Origin of the sequence: Blastococcus sp. VKM Ac-2987 (genome assembly GCF_026967805.1) — a bacterium.
Taxonomy (GTDB): Bacteria; Actinomycetota; Actinomycetes; order Mycobacteriales; family Geodermatophilaceae; genus Blastococcus.
This window is the reverse complement of sequence record NZ_JAPVBG010000001.1, coordinates 622,926-638,226: the sequence shown is the minus strand read 5'-3', so window position 1 is coordinate 638,226 and position 15,301 is coordinate 622,926. Positions and strand designations below refer to the sequence as shown.

11 protein-coding genes are annotated in these 15,301 nt (G+C 75.4%); 7 read left to right on the top strand and 4 right to left on the bottom strand.

What is annotated here, in order from left to right; all coding sequences use genetic code 11:
• The first annotated feature begins 62 nt into the window (after nt 1–62).
• Nucleotides 63–482: a MarR family winged helix-turn-helix transcriptional regulator gene (locus tag O2W17_RS03075; protein WP_269190923.1), complete on the top strand. Its 420-nt coding sequence runs from the start codon at nt 63–65 to the stop codon at nt 480–482.
• Here the strand turns inward: O2W17_RS03075 and O2W17_RS22260 are convergent.
• Nucleotides 427–657 carry a LuxR C-terminal-related transcriptional regulator gene (locus tag O2W17_RS22260; protein ID WP_442864534.1) on the bottom strand — a complete coding sequence of 77 codons (231 nt, stop codon included), beginning with the start codon at nt 655–657 and terminating at the stop codon, nt 427–429. The genes O2W17_RS03075 and O2W17_RS22260 overlap by 56 nt on opposite strands.
• A 139-nt stretch (nt 658–796) precedes the next feature.
• Between O2W17_RS22260 and O2W17_RS03070 the strand changes: the two genes are divergently transcribed.
• The 4 genes from O2W17_RS03070 (at nt 797) to O2W17_RS03055 (ending at nt 5,953) form a co-directional block, all read left to right on the top strand.
• The gene (locus O2W17_RS03070) at nt 797–2,512 is read left to right on the top strand and encodes a hypothetical protein (RefSeq protein ID WP_442864500.1); all 1,716 of its coding nucleotides are present in this window, start codon (nt 797–799) and stop codon (nt 2,510–2,512) included.
• Between the two features lie 97 nt (nt 2,513–2,609).
• Nucleotides 2,610–4,394, top strand: coding sequence for a bifunctional metallophosphatase/5'-nucleotidase (locus tag O2W17_RS03065; protein ID WP_269190921.1), 1,785 nt, complete (start codon nt 2,610–2,612; stop codon nt 4,392–4,394).
• 137 nt (nt 4,395–4,531) lie between these two features.
• Nucleotides 4,532–5,515 carry a sigma-70 family RNA polymerase sigma factor gene (locus tag O2W17_RS03060; RefSeq protein WP_269190920.1) on the top strand — a complete coding sequence of 328 codons (984 nt, stop codon included), beginning with the start codon at nt 4,532–4,534 and terminating at the stop codon, nt 5,513–5,515.
• Nucleotides 5,516–5,587: 72 nt separating this feature from the next.
• Nucleotides 5,588–5,953 carry a hypothetical protein gene (locus tag O2W17_RS03055; protein WP_269190919.1) on the top strand — a complete coding sequence of 122 codons (366 nt, stop codon included), beginning with the start codon at nt 5,588–5,590 and terminating at the stop codon, nt 5,951–5,953.
• A gap of 39 nt (nt 5,954–5,992) precedes the next feature.
• On the opposite strand, the gene O2W17_RS03050 is transcribed toward O2W17_RS03055, so the two are convergent.
• The 3 genes from O2W17_RS03050 to O2W17_RS03040 all read right to left on the bottom strand — a co-directional run bounded on the left by O2W17_RS03050 (nt 5,993) and on the right by O2W17_RS03040 (nt 10,770).
• Nucleotides 5,993–7,375 (bottom strand): FAD-dependent oxidoreductase, encoded by a 1,383-nt coding sequence (locus O2W17_RS03050; RefSeq protein WP_269190918.1) that lies wholly within the window; start codon nt 7,373–7,375, stop codon nt 5,993–5,995.
• Nucleotides 7,376–7,415: 40 nt separating this feature from the next.
• Nucleotides 7,416–9,149, bottom strand: coding sequence for a LuxR family transcriptional regulator (locus tag O2W17_RS03045; protein WP_269190917.1), 1,734 nt, complete (start codon nt 9,147–9,149; stop codon nt 7,416–7,418).
• A gap of 73 nt (nt 9,150–9,222) precedes the next feature.
• Nucleotides 9,223–10,770: an MFS transporter gene (locus O2W17_RS03040; RefSeq protein ID WP_269190916.1), complete on the bottom strand. Its 1,548-nt coding sequence runs from the start codon at nt 10,768–10,770 to the stop codon at nt 9,223–9,225.
• A 146-nt stretch (nt 10,771–10,916) separates the two neighbouring features.
• On the opposite strand from O2W17_RS03040, the gene O2W17_RS03035 reads away from it, so the two are divergent.
• On the top strand, nt 10,917–12,959 hold the full coding sequence (locus O2W17_RS03035) for a cation:proton antiporter (RefSeq protein WP_269190915.1): 2,043 nt from the start codon (nt 10,917–10,919) through the stop codon (nt 12,957–12,959).
• Between the two features lie 138 nt (nt 12,960–13,097).
• Nucleotides 13,098–15,242, top strand: a complete 2,145-nt coding sequence (helR, locus tag O2W17_RS03030) for an RNA polymerase recycling motor ATPase HelR (protein WP_269190914.1) — start codon at nt 13,098–13,100, stop codon at nt 15,240–15,242.
• Nucleotides 15,243–15,301: the final 59 nt, after the last annotated feature.

Below are 15,301 nucleotides of genomic sequence, written 5' to 3'. Positions count from 1 at the left end.
TTGACGGCCGGTGCCGCCCGCACGGGAGGCCGGCGATCGACATCGGCTGCCAGGATGCCGGCATGGCGGAGCCGGAGCGTCCGATCGGCTGGTGGGTCAGGCGGCTCGACGCGCTGCTCGAGGAGGCGTTGGACGCCGCCGTCGCCGGGGAGGGGCTCACCCGCCGGCACTGGCAGGTGCTGCACTCACTGGCCGGGGGAGAGGCGGCCGGGACGGAGATCGAGGACGCGCTGCGCGACTTCCCCGGGGACGTCGCCGCGGCGGTCTCCGACCTCGCCGCCCGCGGATGGGTGACCCGCCCGGCGCCGGATCGCCTCCGGCTGACCGATGACGGCGCCGCGGCCCACGACCGGGTCTGGCGCGCCGTGGGGCGGGTGCGCCGCCATGCCGCCGACGGCCTCTCCCGGCAGGAGTACGAGCGGGCGATCACGGTCCTGGCCCGGATGGTCGAGAACATGGAACGCGCGCTGGGCCGGGGCTGAGTCGGCTCCGGAGGCAGGCCGGCGTGGCGAGCACGCGGCGGTGCCGGTCCTCGCCCGGGGCCAGGCCCAGCTTGACGAAGATGTGCTGGGTGTGCTTCTCCACGGCACCCGGCGTGACCACCAGCGCGGAGGCGATCGCGGTGTTCGGGCGCCCCTCGGCGATCAGCCCGAGCATCTCGCGGGGATCGTCCCGCCCGGCCGCCACCGGTGTCCAGGCGCCCGGCCGGGCGCCGTTCCCCGCTATCGTCGTGGGCCGCTGGCCACGCCGACGTCGTCGTGCCCCCCGCAGGACGGGCGTGCCCGGCGGACGGAGGATGCCCGTGCGCGCTCGTGCGCTGCCGATCGCCCTGACCGCCGCGCTCTTCACCGGGGCCTGCACCAGCTCCCCGGACGAGGGCTCGGACCCCGAGGAGCAGGCGGCGCAGGTCGCCACCGCCGCCCCGGGGGAGCGGCTGACCCTCGTCGCGGACGAGGACCCGGTGGCCATGGCCGCGAGCGCCAGCCGCACCTTCTTCGACGAGGCAGGCGTGGTCGTGCTCGTGGCGGAGGACGACCGGGAGGGCACGCTCCTCGGCGCCTCCGCCGCCGTCGCGCTCGGCGTCCCGCTGCTCGTGGGGGCCGACGGCTCCGGGGTGGACCAGCCGGTCCTGGCCGAGCTGGAGCGGCTGGGCACCACGACGGTCCTGGCCGTCGGCGACGCGGCACCCGCGCCCGCCGGCGCATCGTCGTCGTCCGCGGCGTCGTCGTCCCCGGCGGAGACCGATGCCGAGGTCATCGGGGTGCCCGCCGACCCGGCCGCCGTGGCGGCCGTGCTGGACCAGGAGCTCGCCGAGGCCGACCCGGTCGCCGAGGGCGGCGAGGTCGCCGCCGTGGCGGCGCTGGACCCGGCGGAGCCGGCCGCGCTGCGCCCGGAGAGCGGTCGCGGCGGCGCGGCGGAGGAGTCCTCGTCGGAGGCGGACGCCGAGGGCTCGCTGCCCGAGATCGAGGCCGCCGAGCCGCTCGAGGGCACGCTGGTGATGACCACCGGGACCCCGGACGCGCTGGCCGCCGCGGCCACCGCGCGCGCGGCCGGCGCCCGGGTGCTGGTCACCGGCGGCACCACCGACCCGCGCGCCTCGGAGGAGCTGATCAGCACCCTCGCCGAGGACGACGCCGAGCACGTGGTCGCGCTGGGTGCCGGCTTCGGCGCGGAAGAGGGTCTGGACTGGAAGCTCGCGACGGCGGCCACCGGGACCCAGCTGCCCGGCGGCGGGCAGGTCCTCTTCCCGGGCCGGATGATGGTCGCGCTCTACGGCCACCCGGAGACCGGCGCGCTCGGCGTGCTGGGTGAGCAGCCGGTCGAGGCGGCCATCCAGCGGGCGCGGGAGCACGCCGCCCCGTACGAGCCGCTGGTCGACACGACCGTCGTCCCGACCTTCGAGATCATCGCGACCGTCGCGTCCGCGTCCGCGGGGCCGGACGGCAACTACTCCGCCGAGGGCGAGGTGGAGATGCTGCGGCCCTGGGTCGAGGCGGCCGGCGAGGCCGGGCTCTACGTCATCCTCGACCTGCAGCCGGGCCGCACCGACTTCGTCACCCAGGCGGAGCTCTACCGGCCGCTGCTGGAGCTGCCCTACGTGGGGCTGGCGCTGGACCCCGAGTGGCGGCTGGGCCCGAACGAGGTGCACCTGGTCCAGATCGGCTCGGTGGACATCGAGGAGGTCAACCGGGTGGTCACCTGGCTGGCCGACCTGACCCGGGAGAACGAGCTGCCGCAGAAGCTGCTGGTGCTGCACCAGTTCCGGGTCGACATGATCCCCGGCCTCGAGCGGCTGGACACCTCCCGGGACGAGCTGGCGATCATGGTCCACGCCGACGGCCAGGGCGGCCAGGGCGCCAAGCAGGCCACCTGGCAGGTGCTGCACCGCAACGCCCCGGAGGGGCTGTTCTGGGGCTGGAAGAACTTCTACGACGAGGACATCCCGATGCTGACCCCGGCGCAGACGATCGAGCAGGTCGACCCCCTGCCGGAGCTGGTCACCTACCAGTAAGGGTCCCGACACCCGCGTCCGCGTACCGGTCGTTACGGTCGATCCGGATCCCCCTGCGCACCGTCACGGGGGACCACGCGATCGAGAGGAATCCCGCATGAGACGGCGCACCACGCTGTCCGTGGCGGCCGGGACGGCGGCGCTGATCCTGGCGCCGCTGAGCCCGGCCGCGGCGGCGCCGAGCACGGCGGACGACCTGACGCTGACCATGCTCGCCACGACCGACCTGCACGGGCGCGCGCAGAACTGGGACTACTTCGCCGACCGGCCGTACTCCGAGCGGGCCGGGTTCGAGACCGGGTTGGCGAAGGTGGCCACGGTCGTCGACTCCGTCCGCGCGGCGCGCGGCGAGGAGAGCGTCCTCGTGGTGGACAACGGCGACTTCCTGCAGGGGACGCCGCTGAGCTACTACTACGCCAAGCAGGAGCCGGTCACCGAGACCGGCCGGGAGCACCCGATGGCGGCGGCGTTCGACGCCATCGGCTACGACGCCCAGGTCGTCGGCAACCACGAGTTCAACTACGGCCTGGACCTGCTGCGGGCCTACGAGGAGGACGTCGACCACCCGGTGCTCGGCGCCAACGTGCTCCGCGACGGCACCCCCCGCCCGTACCTGAAGCCGTACACGATCGAGACGATGCGCGTGCCCGGCCACAAGCCGGTCCGGGTCGGCATCATCGGCCTGACCACGCCCGGGTCCGCCATCTGGGACAAGGGCAACGTCGAGGGCCGGGTGACGTTCCAGGACATGGTCGAGGCCGCGGAGAAGTGGGTCCCGATCGTCGACCGGAAGGCCGACGTCGTCGTCGTCCTCTCGCACGCCGGCGTCGGCGGGTCGTCGTCCTACGGCCCCGAGGTGCCCACCGAGAACCCCTCCGACGTCATCGCCCGCACCGTGCCGGGCATCGACGCGATGGTGGTCGGCCACACGCACCAGAACGCCCCCTCGCAGGTGGTGACGAACGAGGTCACGGGCGAGGAGGTGCTGCTCACCCAGCCCTACCGCTGGGGCGCGACGGTCTCGCAGGTCGACATCGAGCTGGAGCTCGACCGCGGGCGGTGGGACGTCGTCGGCACCTCGGCGCAGGCTCTGAGCACCGCGGGGGTCGCGGAGTCGCAGGAGGTGCTGGACGCCACGGCCGAGGCGCACGCGACCACGGTCGAGTACGTCAACCAGGTCGTTGCCACCTCGGCGGAGGAGCTCTCCGCGCGCACCAGCCGGTACGAGGACACCGCGATCCTGGACTTCATCCAGGACGTGCAGACCGACACGGTGGCCGCCGCGCTGGAGGGCACCGACCGGGCCGACCTGCCGGTGCTGTCGATCGCGGCGCCGTTCAGCCGGGACGCGGTCTTCCCGGCCGGCGACGTCACGATCCGCGACATCGCCGGGCTCTACATCTACGACAACACCCTCGAGGCCGTGGAGCTCACCGGGGCGCAGCTGAAGGAGTACCTGGAGTTCTCCGGCCGGTACTTCACGCAGGTGCCGGCGACCGGGGTGGTCGACCCGGAGACGATCACCAACGCGGTGGTGGACGGTGTCCCGAACGGGATCCCCGACTACAACTTCGACATCCTGTCCGGCGTCGACTACGGCATCGACGTGTCCCAGCCGGCCGGCTCGCGCATCGTCGACCTCTCCTACGAGGGGGCGCCGGTGGCCGACGACGCCCGGTTCGTCGTGGCGGTGAACAACTACCGCCGCAGCGGGGGCGGCGGCTTCCCGGCGATCAGCACGGCCCCGGTCGTCTACAACGAGCAGCTGGAGATCCGGCAGCTGCTCATCGAGCGGGCCGAGGAGGTCGGCGTGATCGACCCGGCGGAGTTCTTCGTAGAGAACTGGCGGCTGGTGCGCAACGGCGAGCCGCTGCTCCCGTGACGCACTGACACCGACCCGCCCGACGACGGCGGGCAGGGCCGGGAGCCACCGGAGGTCATCGCTCCGGGGGCTCCCGTTCTGTCGGTGCGGTGTGGTCTGCTGACCGCACATCGACCGACCCCGAGGGGTGTTCTCCAGTGACCAGCGTCGCCATCGGCCCCACCGACCAACTGGACCCCCGGCTGCTCGAGCACCGCCGCGAGCTGACCGGGTACTGCTACCGGATGCTCGGCTCGGTCTTCGACGCCGAGGACGCGGTGCAGGAGACGATGGTCCGTGCGTGGCGGGGGCTCGCCGACTTCGAGGGCCGGTCGGCGGTCCGCTCCTGGCTGTACCGCATCGCCACCAACGTCTGCCTCGACCAGCTCTCCGGCCGGCAGCGCCGGGCGCTGCCGATGGACCTGGCCGGCAACCCGTCGCCTCCGGTGGCGGCGTCGCTGGCCGGGCGCCGCCCGACCACGGCGTGGGTGGAGCCGATCCTCGACCGCCAGGTGCTGCCCGAGGACGGCGACCCGGCCGAGCAGGCCGTGGCCCGGGAGTCGGTCCGCCTGGCGTTCATCGCCGCCCTGCAGCACCTGCCGCCGAAGCAGCGGGCGGTGCTGATCCTGCGGGAGGTGCTCCGCTGGAAGGCCGACGAGGTGGCCGAGCTGCTCGACACCACCGTCGCTTCGGTGAACAGCGCGCTGCAGCGGGCCCGGGCGACGCTCGCCGACGCGGGGGGCCGCCCGGCGCCGCGCACGCTGGACGACGAGGACCGCGCGCTGCTGGCCCGCTACCTCGACGCCTTCGAGCGCTACGACATCGACGCGTTCGTGCAGCTGCTGCACGAGGACGCCACGCAGCACATGCCGCCGTTCGAGATGTGGCTGCGCGGGCGGGAGGACATCGGCGTCTGGATGACCGGCCCGGGCGCCGGCTGCAAGGGCTCCCGGCTCATCGAGACCTCGGCCAACGGCACGCCCGCCATCGCCCAGTACCGCCCGGCGGAGGGTGGTGGTCACGTGCCCTGGGGTCTGCACGTGCTGGAGATCGAGGGCGGGCGGGTCGCCCACATCTCCAGCTTCCTCAACCTCGACTGCGAGCTGTTCGTCGCGCTCGGGCTGCCCGCGGGCTTCGACTGAGCGGGTCGTCGCCGGGTCCGCCACGGTCCGCGTCCGCTTGACCCCCGACCGCTGCAAGGCCAGCCTGGGGCGATGACGGCGGTGGTGCTGCCCGTTCACGGGCGATGGACGTGGGATGCCCGTGGTGAGGGACGTGCGGTCCGCGTCTCGGCGCACGTCGAGCGGGGGCTGGTGAACCTCAGTCTCTGGCGCGGCGAGACCTGCGTCGGCACGGCCCGGCTCGCGCCCGACGACGCGGCGGGGCTGGTCGCCGGACTGACCGAGGGCCTGGCCACGCTGGCCGCGCGACCGCGGGTCGTCGGCCCGGACGCCAGCCAGGTCGCCGACCTGGAGGACCGGTTGGCGCGGCTGGAGCGCGAGCGGCAGCCGGTGTGGCGCCGGGCCGCAGATGCGGCCGGCGGCTGGGCGGTGCGGAAGGCTGCGCGCCGACCCCGCTGACCGTCCGGTGGCTGCACCACCGGACGGCAGCCGGGCAGGTCAGGCGCTCGTGCGGGACCGGTCCTCTGCGGGAGCGCCGGTCACACCTCGGCCGGCGTCCCGGCGGGCACCCAGCAGGACCCGCCCGAGCAGGCGCGGGCGCATGAGCGCCGGTGGACGGGTGAGCATCCCGATGACCCGGATGAAGGCCGCCGCCACCTCGGGGTCGTGGTGGGCGGCCGGGAGCAGGCGCTGCAGGTAACCGGTGATGAGGCGCCACGACAGCGGCCGCGGGCCGTCCACCTCCGGGTGCACGAGGTCGGACCCCGTGGCGAGGTCCCACGCGTCCTGGACGGCCCACCGCGCCGCCGACAGCGTCCGGAGGCCGACGCGGTCCAGGCCGTGCGCGTCCAGGACGCGGTCCAGTTCCAGGGCCTCGATGATCGCCACGGTCATGCCCTGCCCGAAGCGGGGATCGAAGGAGCAGACCGCGTCGCCGGCGACGAGATAGCCCTCCGGCAGGCGGCGCAGCCGGTCGTACCGGTGCCGGGTGAACGACGGGAAAGCCGCTCGCGTGGCCTCCCCGATCGGCTCGGCGCCGGCGACGACGTCGTGCAGGTCGCTGCTCCAGAGGCCGGCCGCGTAGTCGGTGAAGCCGCCCAGATCCGCCGGAGGGCGTTCGCCGAGCATGCCGATGAGGGTGACCAGCCACCGCCCTTCCTCGACGGCGAGCGCGACCCCGCCCCGGCGGCCGTCCGGCGGGACGTCCACCAGCACGTTGCGGTCCCCGCCCAGGCTTGCGGGGTCGCGACGGAACAGGCGCGTCGTGTAGTGGATGTCGACCTTCAGCCGCTCCTCGGCGGGCGGGGCGTAGCCCAGATCGGCCAGCCGGCGCGGCGTCCCGGACCCCCGACCCGTGGTGTCGACGACCAGGTCCGCTACCAGCACCCGCTCCTCGGTGGGGTCCGCCTCGGACCGCAGCCGCACCCCGGTCACCCGGGTCCGGTCGGCGGTCGTCCGCAGCTCCCGGGCGGCCCAGCCGTCGAGCACCTCCACCCCGCCGAGCGCACGCACCCGGTCGCGGACGACATTCTCGATGAGCGGCCGGGTGGCCCCGGTGATGCGGAGGTCGGAGTCGCTCAGGTCCAGCCGGCCGCCACCCATGTGGAAGCGCCACTCCCGTGCCGGGATGACGTGGGCGCCGCCCGCGGCGAGGTCCTCGACGATCCCGGGCAGCAGCAGTTCCAACCGGGTGAGTCCGCCGGGCACCAGCAGGTGGATGTGCCGGCCCTGCGGCACGCCCCGGCGGTCGACGTTCCCGTCGGGCAGCACGTCCCGGTCGACCAGCGTGACCCGGTCGAAACGGCGGGCCAACGGCACGGCGTGCACGAGCCCGGCCATCCCGGCACCCAGCACGACGGCGTGTTCTCCGAGGCGGGTCACGGCATCCTCCTCGCGGCAGCAGCGGTGGTGTCTGCCCACGCTAGGAGCGGCGGCGGCCGGCCGGCATCGACCGGATGGTGCAGGTCGGCCCGGAGCCGGCTGCACCATCCTGTGCAGGTGGCTGCACCAGGTGGTGCTCGTAGGCGTAGGCGGTCGCTGCGGACCGGTTGGGCAGCGCCAGCTTGGTGAAGACGTTGTGCAGGTGCCGCGCCACGGTCTTGTCACTGATGACCAGGTGCTCGGCGATCTCCCGGTTCGTGCGCCCCGCCGCGACCAGGCGGATCACGTCGAGCTCGCGGGGGGTCAGCCCGGCCGCGGCGCCCGGGGCGCCCGATCCCCGGGGCGCGAGGTCGGGCGCGGCCCCGACCGCGGCGAACACGCGCTCCGCCGCGGCCACCTCCATGGCCGCCGTGTCCTCGTCGCCGAGCGACCGCAGGGCCCGCCCGATCAGGACGCGGGTCCGGGCCGCCTCGTAGGGGGCGGGCAGCACCGCCCAGCCCGACAGGGCGGTCGACAGGTCCTCCAGGGCCGGCCCGTACCGGCCCTCGGCGAGGGACACCGCTCCCCGGGCGCGCGCCGCGGTGGCGCGGACGACGCCGGTGCCCATGGCGTCGGCGATGCCGTCGAGCTCGACGCAGGTGCTGCGCGCCGCCTCGACGTCCCCTGCGGCCAGCAGGATCTCCACGGCGGCGGCCAGCAGCTCCGCCCGCGGCCGGGGTGCGCGCACGTCGTCCACGACGTCCCGTCGGCCGGAGGACGACCGGTCGACGGTGCAGCGGATGGCGGCCGCCGCCGTGCTCGTGCGTCCCTGGGCGAGCCGCAGCAGCGCCAGCCCCGGGTGCGGGTCGTGGCCCAGAGCGACCGCGTGCTGGAAGGCGGCCTCGGCGGCGTCGTGCTCGCCGCGCACCCGGTGCAGCTCGGCCCGCTGGTAGTAGGCCATCCCCGCGGCGGCGTCCGGCGGGTCCGACAGCCAGCGGCAGGCGCGGTCCGCCTCCGCCACCGCCTCGGCCCAGTCGCCCCGCCACTGGGCCAGCTCGGACCGGTGCACCAGGCACTGCCCCCGGAAGGGGACGAGACCTGCCTGCGCCTCGCACCAGCTGCTCAGCGCAGCCGTCCACTGCTGGGCCCGCCGCAGGTCGAGCACCTGCTGGCAGGCGGTGATCACGGCGCAGTACACGATGCCGGTCGCGACCGGCGAGACGCGCCCCGCCTGGACGGCCACCATCGCCTCGTCGAGCTGCGCCAGCCCGCGGGCCGCCTCGCCCTCCCGGACGAGCGCCTGGCCCTGCCCGAGGCAGCCGAGCGTGGCCAGGTCGGCGTCCCCGGAGCGCAGGCCGATCGAGGTGGCGCGCGCGAACAGGCGGTGTGCCGCGGCCGGGTTCCCGACGTCCAGCTCACGCAGCCCGTCGGGCAGCAGCAGGTAACCCCGCTCGGCGCAGTCCCGCGGCGCGGATTCCAGCACCCGGTGCGCCCGGGCGAGCCAGCCGGTGCCCCGCGCCTCCGCGCCGCAGACCGAGATGAGCACCAGCCCCAGCCAGAACGCGCACCGAGCGGCGGCCAGGACGTCGCCGCGGTCGACGAACGCCTCGTACGCCCGCTCCCATGCGCTGTCGGCCAGTTCGTCCCTGCGGGTGAGGTGGGCGCTCAGCCCGAGCCGCATCAGGTCCTCGGCGTCATGGAGCTCGCCCTGGGCGTCCGCGGCGGCCAGGTGGGTGCATGCCTCCTCCCACGCGCGGCGCTCGACGGCCGAGCGACCCAGGTGGAGAGGGTCCATGGTTCCTGGCTACACCCCGGTCGGAGGTCCGGACAGTGCTTCCCGCGCGCGGGCAGACGTCGGCCGCGGGGCGTCAGGACGAGGCGGGGCGCGGCTCGGGGGCCGGCGCCTCGTCCGGAGGGTGGACGGCCGGGCCGGTCACCGGGCAGTGCAGGCACTCCTCGATCCGCATGCGACCGGCGCCGGACGGCCGCGCCGGGGTCTCCGGTCCGGCGTCGCCGAGCGGGCGGCGCACGTACGCGGCGGCCACCAGCGCGCCGACCAGCAGCAGCCCGGCGAGGATGAGCATCGCCGTCCGGAAGCCGTCGGCGAAGACCTCAGGATCGGAGTAGTCGGCGCCACCTAGCCCGGCCGCGACCGGGACGACCGCGACGGCGAGCAGGCCCGCCGCGCGGGCGACGGCGTTGTTGACCCCCGAGGCGACCCCGGCGTAGCGGTCCGCGGCGGAGTCGAGCACGGTCGCCGTGAGCGGGGCGACCAGCAGCGTGAGACCGGCGCCGAAGAGCACCGCTGCGGGGAGCACGTCGAGCAGGTAGGAGGCGTCCGGACCGATCCGGAGCATCAGCAGCACCCCGGCCGCGGCCACCAGCGGCCCACCCGTGAGCAGGGCGCGCGGCCCGATCCGCTGGGCGAGCGCCCCGACGCGGGCGGAGAACAGCAGCATGAGGACGGTGACGGGCAGCAGAGCGGTGCCCGCCAGCAGCGGGCTGAACCCGGAGACCACCTGCAGGTGCAGGACCAGCAGCACGAACAGCGCACCGAGCGCGGCGTAGACGAACAGGGTCACGGCGTTGGTGGCGGAGAACTGCCGGTCGGCGAAGAGCGTCGGGGGCACCAGGGGGTGCCGCGACCGCAGCTCCACGGCGACGAAGGCGGCCAGGGCTGCCAGCCCGGTCGCACCCCACAGCCAGGTGCTGGCGCCGGCACCGGTCTCGCCGGCGGCGGTGAGCGCGTAGGTCAGCGCGCCGAGGCCGGTGACGACCAGCAAGGTCCCGGCCCAGTCCAGCCGCGGGGCGGCCGCCGGGTCGCGCGACTCGGGCACGTGCCGCACGGCCACCAGGACCACCAGCGCCGCCAGCGGCAGGTTGATCAGGAAGACCGCCCGCCAGCTCCACTCCACCAGCCAGCCGCCGACGAACGGCCCGACCGCGGCGGCGACGCCGGAGAGCCCGGACCAGGCACCGACCGCGGCGGCCCGGTCGGGCCCGGAGAACGACGCCGAGATGATCGCCAGGCTGCCCGGGGTGAGGAGGGCCCCGCCGATGCCCTGCAGCGCCCGGGCGGCCACGAGGGTGCCGATGTTCGGCGCCAGCCCGCACAGCAGCGAGGCGGCGGCGAACCAGCAGACGCCGACGACGAAGATCCGCCGCCGCCCGTAGCGGTCGCTCAGCGAGCCGCCGAGCAGGATGAGGGCGGCCAGCGTCAGCGTGTAGGCGTTGACCGTCCACTGCAGGCCGGAGAAGTCCGCGTCCAGGTCGGACCCGATCCGCTCCAGGGCCACGTTGACGACGGTGGCGTCCAGCATGGCCACGCCCGAGCCCAGCACGGTCGCGAGGAGGACCCAGCGTCCCCGGGCCGTGCCCATGCGCAGGCCCGTGCCGGCAGGGGTTGGCGCAGTCATCGGGGTTCCTCTCCGCCGGCTGCCGGACAGCATCCAGCGCGTCGCTCGTCGCTGTCCAACGCCTGCGCGGCCCGCCGATTCCTGCGGCCGCCCGATCAGGCGGGCGCGGCCTTGGGAGGCCCCGGGGCGGCGCGCATGATGTCGGCATGTCGCCCCAGGCAGACCTCGTCATCGCGGCCGGCGAGATGCCCGGCTACCTGGCGCCCACCGCCGCCCTCGTCGTCGCGGCAGCGGTCATCGGCTACCTCACCGCCCGCGTCCGGGTGGTGCCGATCGTCGGGTTCCTGGTGGCCGGCGTCCTCATCGGCCCCGCGCAGTTCGGCGTCGTCGACAGCAGCGAGGCCGTCGAGGCCGCGGCGGACATCGGCGTGATCCTGCTGCTGTTCACCATCGGCATCGAGTTCTCGCTGGAGCGGCTCGCTCGCGTCTGGACGTGGATCGCCGTCGCCGGCGGGCTGCAGCTGGTGCTGGCCACCGGCGCCGGGCTGGGGGTGACCCTCGCCCTCGGCGGCAACTGGCGGGACGGGCTGTTCACCGGGTTCCTGCTGGCCCTGTCGTCGACGGCGATCGTGCTCAAGTTGCTGGGGGAGCGGCGGGAGAACTCCGCCGTCCGCGGCCGGCTGGCGCTCTCCGTGCTGATCGCCCAGGACCTCGCGGTGGTGGCGATGGTGCTGGTCGTGCCGCTGCTCGGCCCGACCGCGGAGGGCGGCGGCTCGGCCGGCGGTGCGCTGCTGTGGGCCGTCCTCACCGCGGTGGGGGTCATCGTCGCCGTCCTGGTGCTGGCCCGCCGGGTCATGCCCGCCGTGCTGGACGTCGTCGCCCGCACCTGCTCGCCCGAGGTGTTCCTGCTCGCGATCGTCGCCGTCTGCTTCGGCACCGCCTACCTGACCGCGCTCGCCGGCGTGAGCGTTTCGCTCGGGGCCTTCCTCGCCGGCCTGGTGGTGAGCGAGAGCCGGGCCAGCACGCAGGCGCTCGCCGAGGTGCTGCCGCTGCAGATCGTGTTCAGCGCGGTCTTCTTCGTCTCCGTCGGAATGCTGCTCGACGTCGGCTTCATGCTGGCCAACCTGCCGCTCGTGCTGGGCGCCGCCGCCGGCGCCCTGGTGCTCAAGACGCTGACCACCGCCGTCGCCGCCACCGCCGTCGGCATCCGCTGGCGCACCGCCGCCGCCACCGGGCTGCTGCTGGCCCAGGTCGGCGAGTTCTCCTTCGTCCTGCTGACCGTGGGCACGGCCGCCGGGCTCGCGCCGCTCGGGCTCGCGGACGACGGCGCGCAGGTCGTCGTCGCCGCCACGGTGCTGCTCATGCTGGGCACCCCGCAGCTGGCCGCGGCGGCGGCCCGGCTCGACCGCGCACCTGTCGCCACCGCGGGCGGCCCCGGCGCACCCGAGGAGGACGGCGAGCACCGGGACCACGTGGCGATCATCGGGTGGGGGCCCACCGCCCTGGAGTTGGCGGCCACGCTGCGCGACCGGGGGGTGGGCGTGGTGATGACGACGCTCAACCCCGACGGGGCGGCGCAGGCCGAGGCCGACGGGCACACCGTGGTGCGAGGGGATCCCACCAAGGTTGAGATCCTGCGGCTGGCCGGGGTGCCCGCCGCCCGCCTCGCCGTCGTCGCCGAGGACGACCCGGAACAGGCCGTGCGGGTGGTCACCGCGGCGCGGGCGGTCACGAGCGCGCCCATCGTGGCGCGCCCGCTGGGTGCCGTCGACGTCGTCGAGCTGGCGGACGCCGGCGCCGACCACGTCCTCGACCGGGACCGGATCTCCGGCCACGCGCTGGAACGTGCCGTCCTCTCCGAGCTGGGGCACGCGGTGGCGCACCCGGACGGCCGGCGGACCGCCGTCGACACGACCCGGGTGGTCCGCTACGCGTGGCCGGAAGGCAGCGGCTGCGACCACGGGAGCACCTCCCGGCCGGTCGTGCCGTGGGCCCCGGTCTGCGTGGGCTGCCTGCGGGAGGGCACCGACTGGGTGCACCTGCGCGTGTGCCTCGGGTGCGGGTACGTCGGCTGCTGCGATGCCTCGCCGCGCCGGCACGCGCGGCGGCACGCCGCCGCGGACGACCACCCGCTGATCGCCTCGGCCGAGCCCGGTGAGAGCTGGGCCTACTGCTTCGTGGACGACGTGACCGTGCCGGCGCCCGGTGGCGCCGCGCCGGAGGCGGAGGCCCCGGCCGCGCAGCAGTGACGTGTTCTCGTCCCACTCGAACGTATAGCGCACCCCGGGGCTTGCGGCAAGACCCTGGTCGGGCCGCACACTCGCCCGCCGGGGGCGGCTGACCGCGCGCGGACGGGCGCGGCGGCCCCCCGGATCGGAGCCGCCGCCATGACCGTGTCCACTCGCGCCTTCGCCCTGCCCGACCACCTCGCCGCCAAGGCGGACCCGGCGCTGATCGCCGCTGACGAGCGGCACTTCACCTTGATCGCCGAGAGCCTCGGGCGGTCGATCGCCGAGCTCACCGAACGGCTGGCCGCCGAGCGCGCGGCCCCGGGCGGCACCGGCCAGGCGGCGCTGGACCGCGACCTGGAGGTGCACCGGCTCGCCACCCGCCTGCGCACCCTGCGCCGGTTCGGCCTGGACCTGTGCCTGGGCCGCGTCGTGCCCGCCGACGGCGGGGAGCCGGTGTACGTCGGGCGGCTGGGCCTCACCGACGGCGCCGGCCGCCGGCTGCTCGTCGACTGGCGGTCGCGGGCGGCCGAGCCGTTCTTCGCCGCCACCCACGCCGATCCGATGGGGCTGGCCAGCCGCCGCCGCTACCGCTGGACCCGCGGCCGGATCACCGACTACTGGGACGAGGTCTTCACCCCCGACGGGCTCGAGGGGCACGCCGCCCTCGACGACCAGTCCGCCTTCCTCGCCAGTCTCGGCGGCAACCGGTCGGCCCGGATGCGCGACGTGCTCGGCACCATCCAGGCCGACCAGGACTCGATCATCCGCGCAGGCTCCCGCGGTGCGCTGGTCGTCGACGGCGGGCCGGGCACCGGGAAGACCGTCGTCGCCCTGCACCGCGCCGCCTACCTGCTCTACTCCGACCCGCGCCTGGGGCAGCGCGGGGGCGGGGTGCTGTTCGTCGGCCCGCACGAGCCCTACCTGGCCTACGTCGCCGACGTCCTGCCGGGCCTGGGGGAGGAGGGCGTGCGCACCTGCACCCTGCGCGACCTGGTGCCCGAGGGGGCCGCCGCCGCGCCCGAGGCCGACCCCGAGGCGGCCCGGCTGAAGGCGTCGGCGGAGATGGGGACGGCGATCGAGGCGGCCGTCCGCTTCTACGAGGAGCCGCCGGTCCGGGCGACGACGGTGACGACGCCGTGGGACGACGTCCGGCTGACCCCCGCGGACTGGGCCGAGGCGTTCGACGCGGCCGAGCCCGGCACGCCGCACAACGAGGCGCGCGAGCAGGTGCGGGGCGCGCTGCTGGAGATCCTGGTGGACGCGCACGACCCCGATCTCGACGCCGACCAGGTGCGCGCCGCGCTGGAGCAGGACCGCGAGCTCCGGGCCGCCTTCGACCGGGCGTGGCCGCTGCTGGACGCCGGCGACGTCGTCGGTGACCTGTGGTCCGTGCCCGCCTACCTGCGCCGGTGTGCGCCGTGGCTGAGCACCGCGGAGGTGCGCCGCCTGCAACGGGCGGAACCGCAGGCGTGGACCGTCTCCGACCTGCCGCTGCTCGACGCCGCGCGGATGCGCCTGGGCGACCCGGGGGCGGTGCGGCGCCGGCAGCGGGAGGCGGTTGTGGTGGCGCGCGAGCGCGAACGCATGTCCGCGGTCATCGACGAGCTGATCGCGGCCGACGATTCCGAGCTGCTGCTGATGACCACCCTGCGGCACGGCGACCTGCGCGACGCCCTGGTCGACCAGGACGCGCTCCCCCCGGTGGACGCCGATCCGCTGGCGGGGACGTTCGCGCACGTCGTCGTCGACGAGGCCCAGGAGCTGACCGACGCGGAGTGGCAGATGCTGGTGCGCCGCTGCCCGTCCCGCAGCTTCACCGTGGTGGGGGACCGGGCGCAGGCGCGGCGCGGCTTCCCCGAGCCGTGGGAGGAGCGGCTGCGCCGGGTCGGGCTGACCGAGGTGCGCCGGATGTCGCTGACGGTGAACTACCGGACGCCGGTGGAGGTGATGGCCGAGGCGGAGCCGGTGATCCGGACGGTGCTGCCGGACGCCAACGTGCCGACGTCGGTCCGCAGCACGGGGGTGCCGGTTGCGCGCGGGTCGGTCGCGGAACTGGGGTCGGTGCTGGACGGCTGGCTGGCGGCGCACGCCGAGGGGGTCGCCTGCGTGATCGGGGCGCCGGCATTCACGGGGCGGCCCCGCGTGCGGTCGCTGACGCCATCGCTGGCGAAGGGACTGGAGTTCGACCTCGTCGTCCTCGTGGACCCGGAGGCGCTCGGGACCGGCGTCGGGGGAGCTGTGGACCGCTACGTGTCGATGACCCGGGCGACTTCGCGGCTGGTGGTGCTCACGAGCCGGTGAGGTCGAGCTGCGCCACCGGACGTCCAGCCGCGTCACGGCGCGGCCGGACGTCCGGCCGC

Coding starts and splice junctions, on each gene's coding strand:
- O2W17_RS03065 (WP_269190921.1), top strand. CDS start 2,610: ATGAGACGGCGCACCACGCTGTCCGTGGCGGCCGGGACGGCGGCGCTG.
- helR (WP_269190914.1), top strand. CDS start 13,098: ATGACCGTGTCCACTCGCGCCTTCGCCCTGCCCGACCACCTCGCCGCC.
- O2W17_RS03055 (WP_269190919.1), top strand. CDS start 5,588: ATGACGGCGGTGGTGCTGCCCGTTCACGGGCGATGGACGTGGGATGCC.
- O2W17_RS03040 (WP_269190916.1), bottom strand. CDS start 10,770: ATGACTGCGCCAACCCCTGCCGGCACGGGCCTGCGCATGGGCACGGCC.
- O2W17_RS03035 (WP_269190915.1), top strand. CDS start 10,917: ATGTCGCCCCAGGCAGACCTCGTCATCGCGGCCGGCGAGATGCCCGGC.
- O2W17_RS03045 (WP_269190917.1), bottom strand. CDS start 9,149: ATGGACCCTCTCCACCTGGGTCGCTCGGCCGTCGAGCGCCGCGCGTGG.
- O2W17_RS22260 (WP_442864534.1), bottom strand. CDS start 657: ATGCTCGGGCTGATCGCCGAGGGGCGCCCGAACACCGCGATCGCCTCC.
- O2W17_RS03075 (WP_269190923.1), top strand. CDS start 63: ATGGCGGAGCCGGAGCGTCCGATCGGCTGGTGGGTCAGGCGGCTCGAC.
- O2W17_RS03070 (WP_442864500.1), top strand. CDS start 797: ATGCCCGTGCGCGCTCGTGCGCTGCCGATCGCCCTGACCGCCGCGCTC.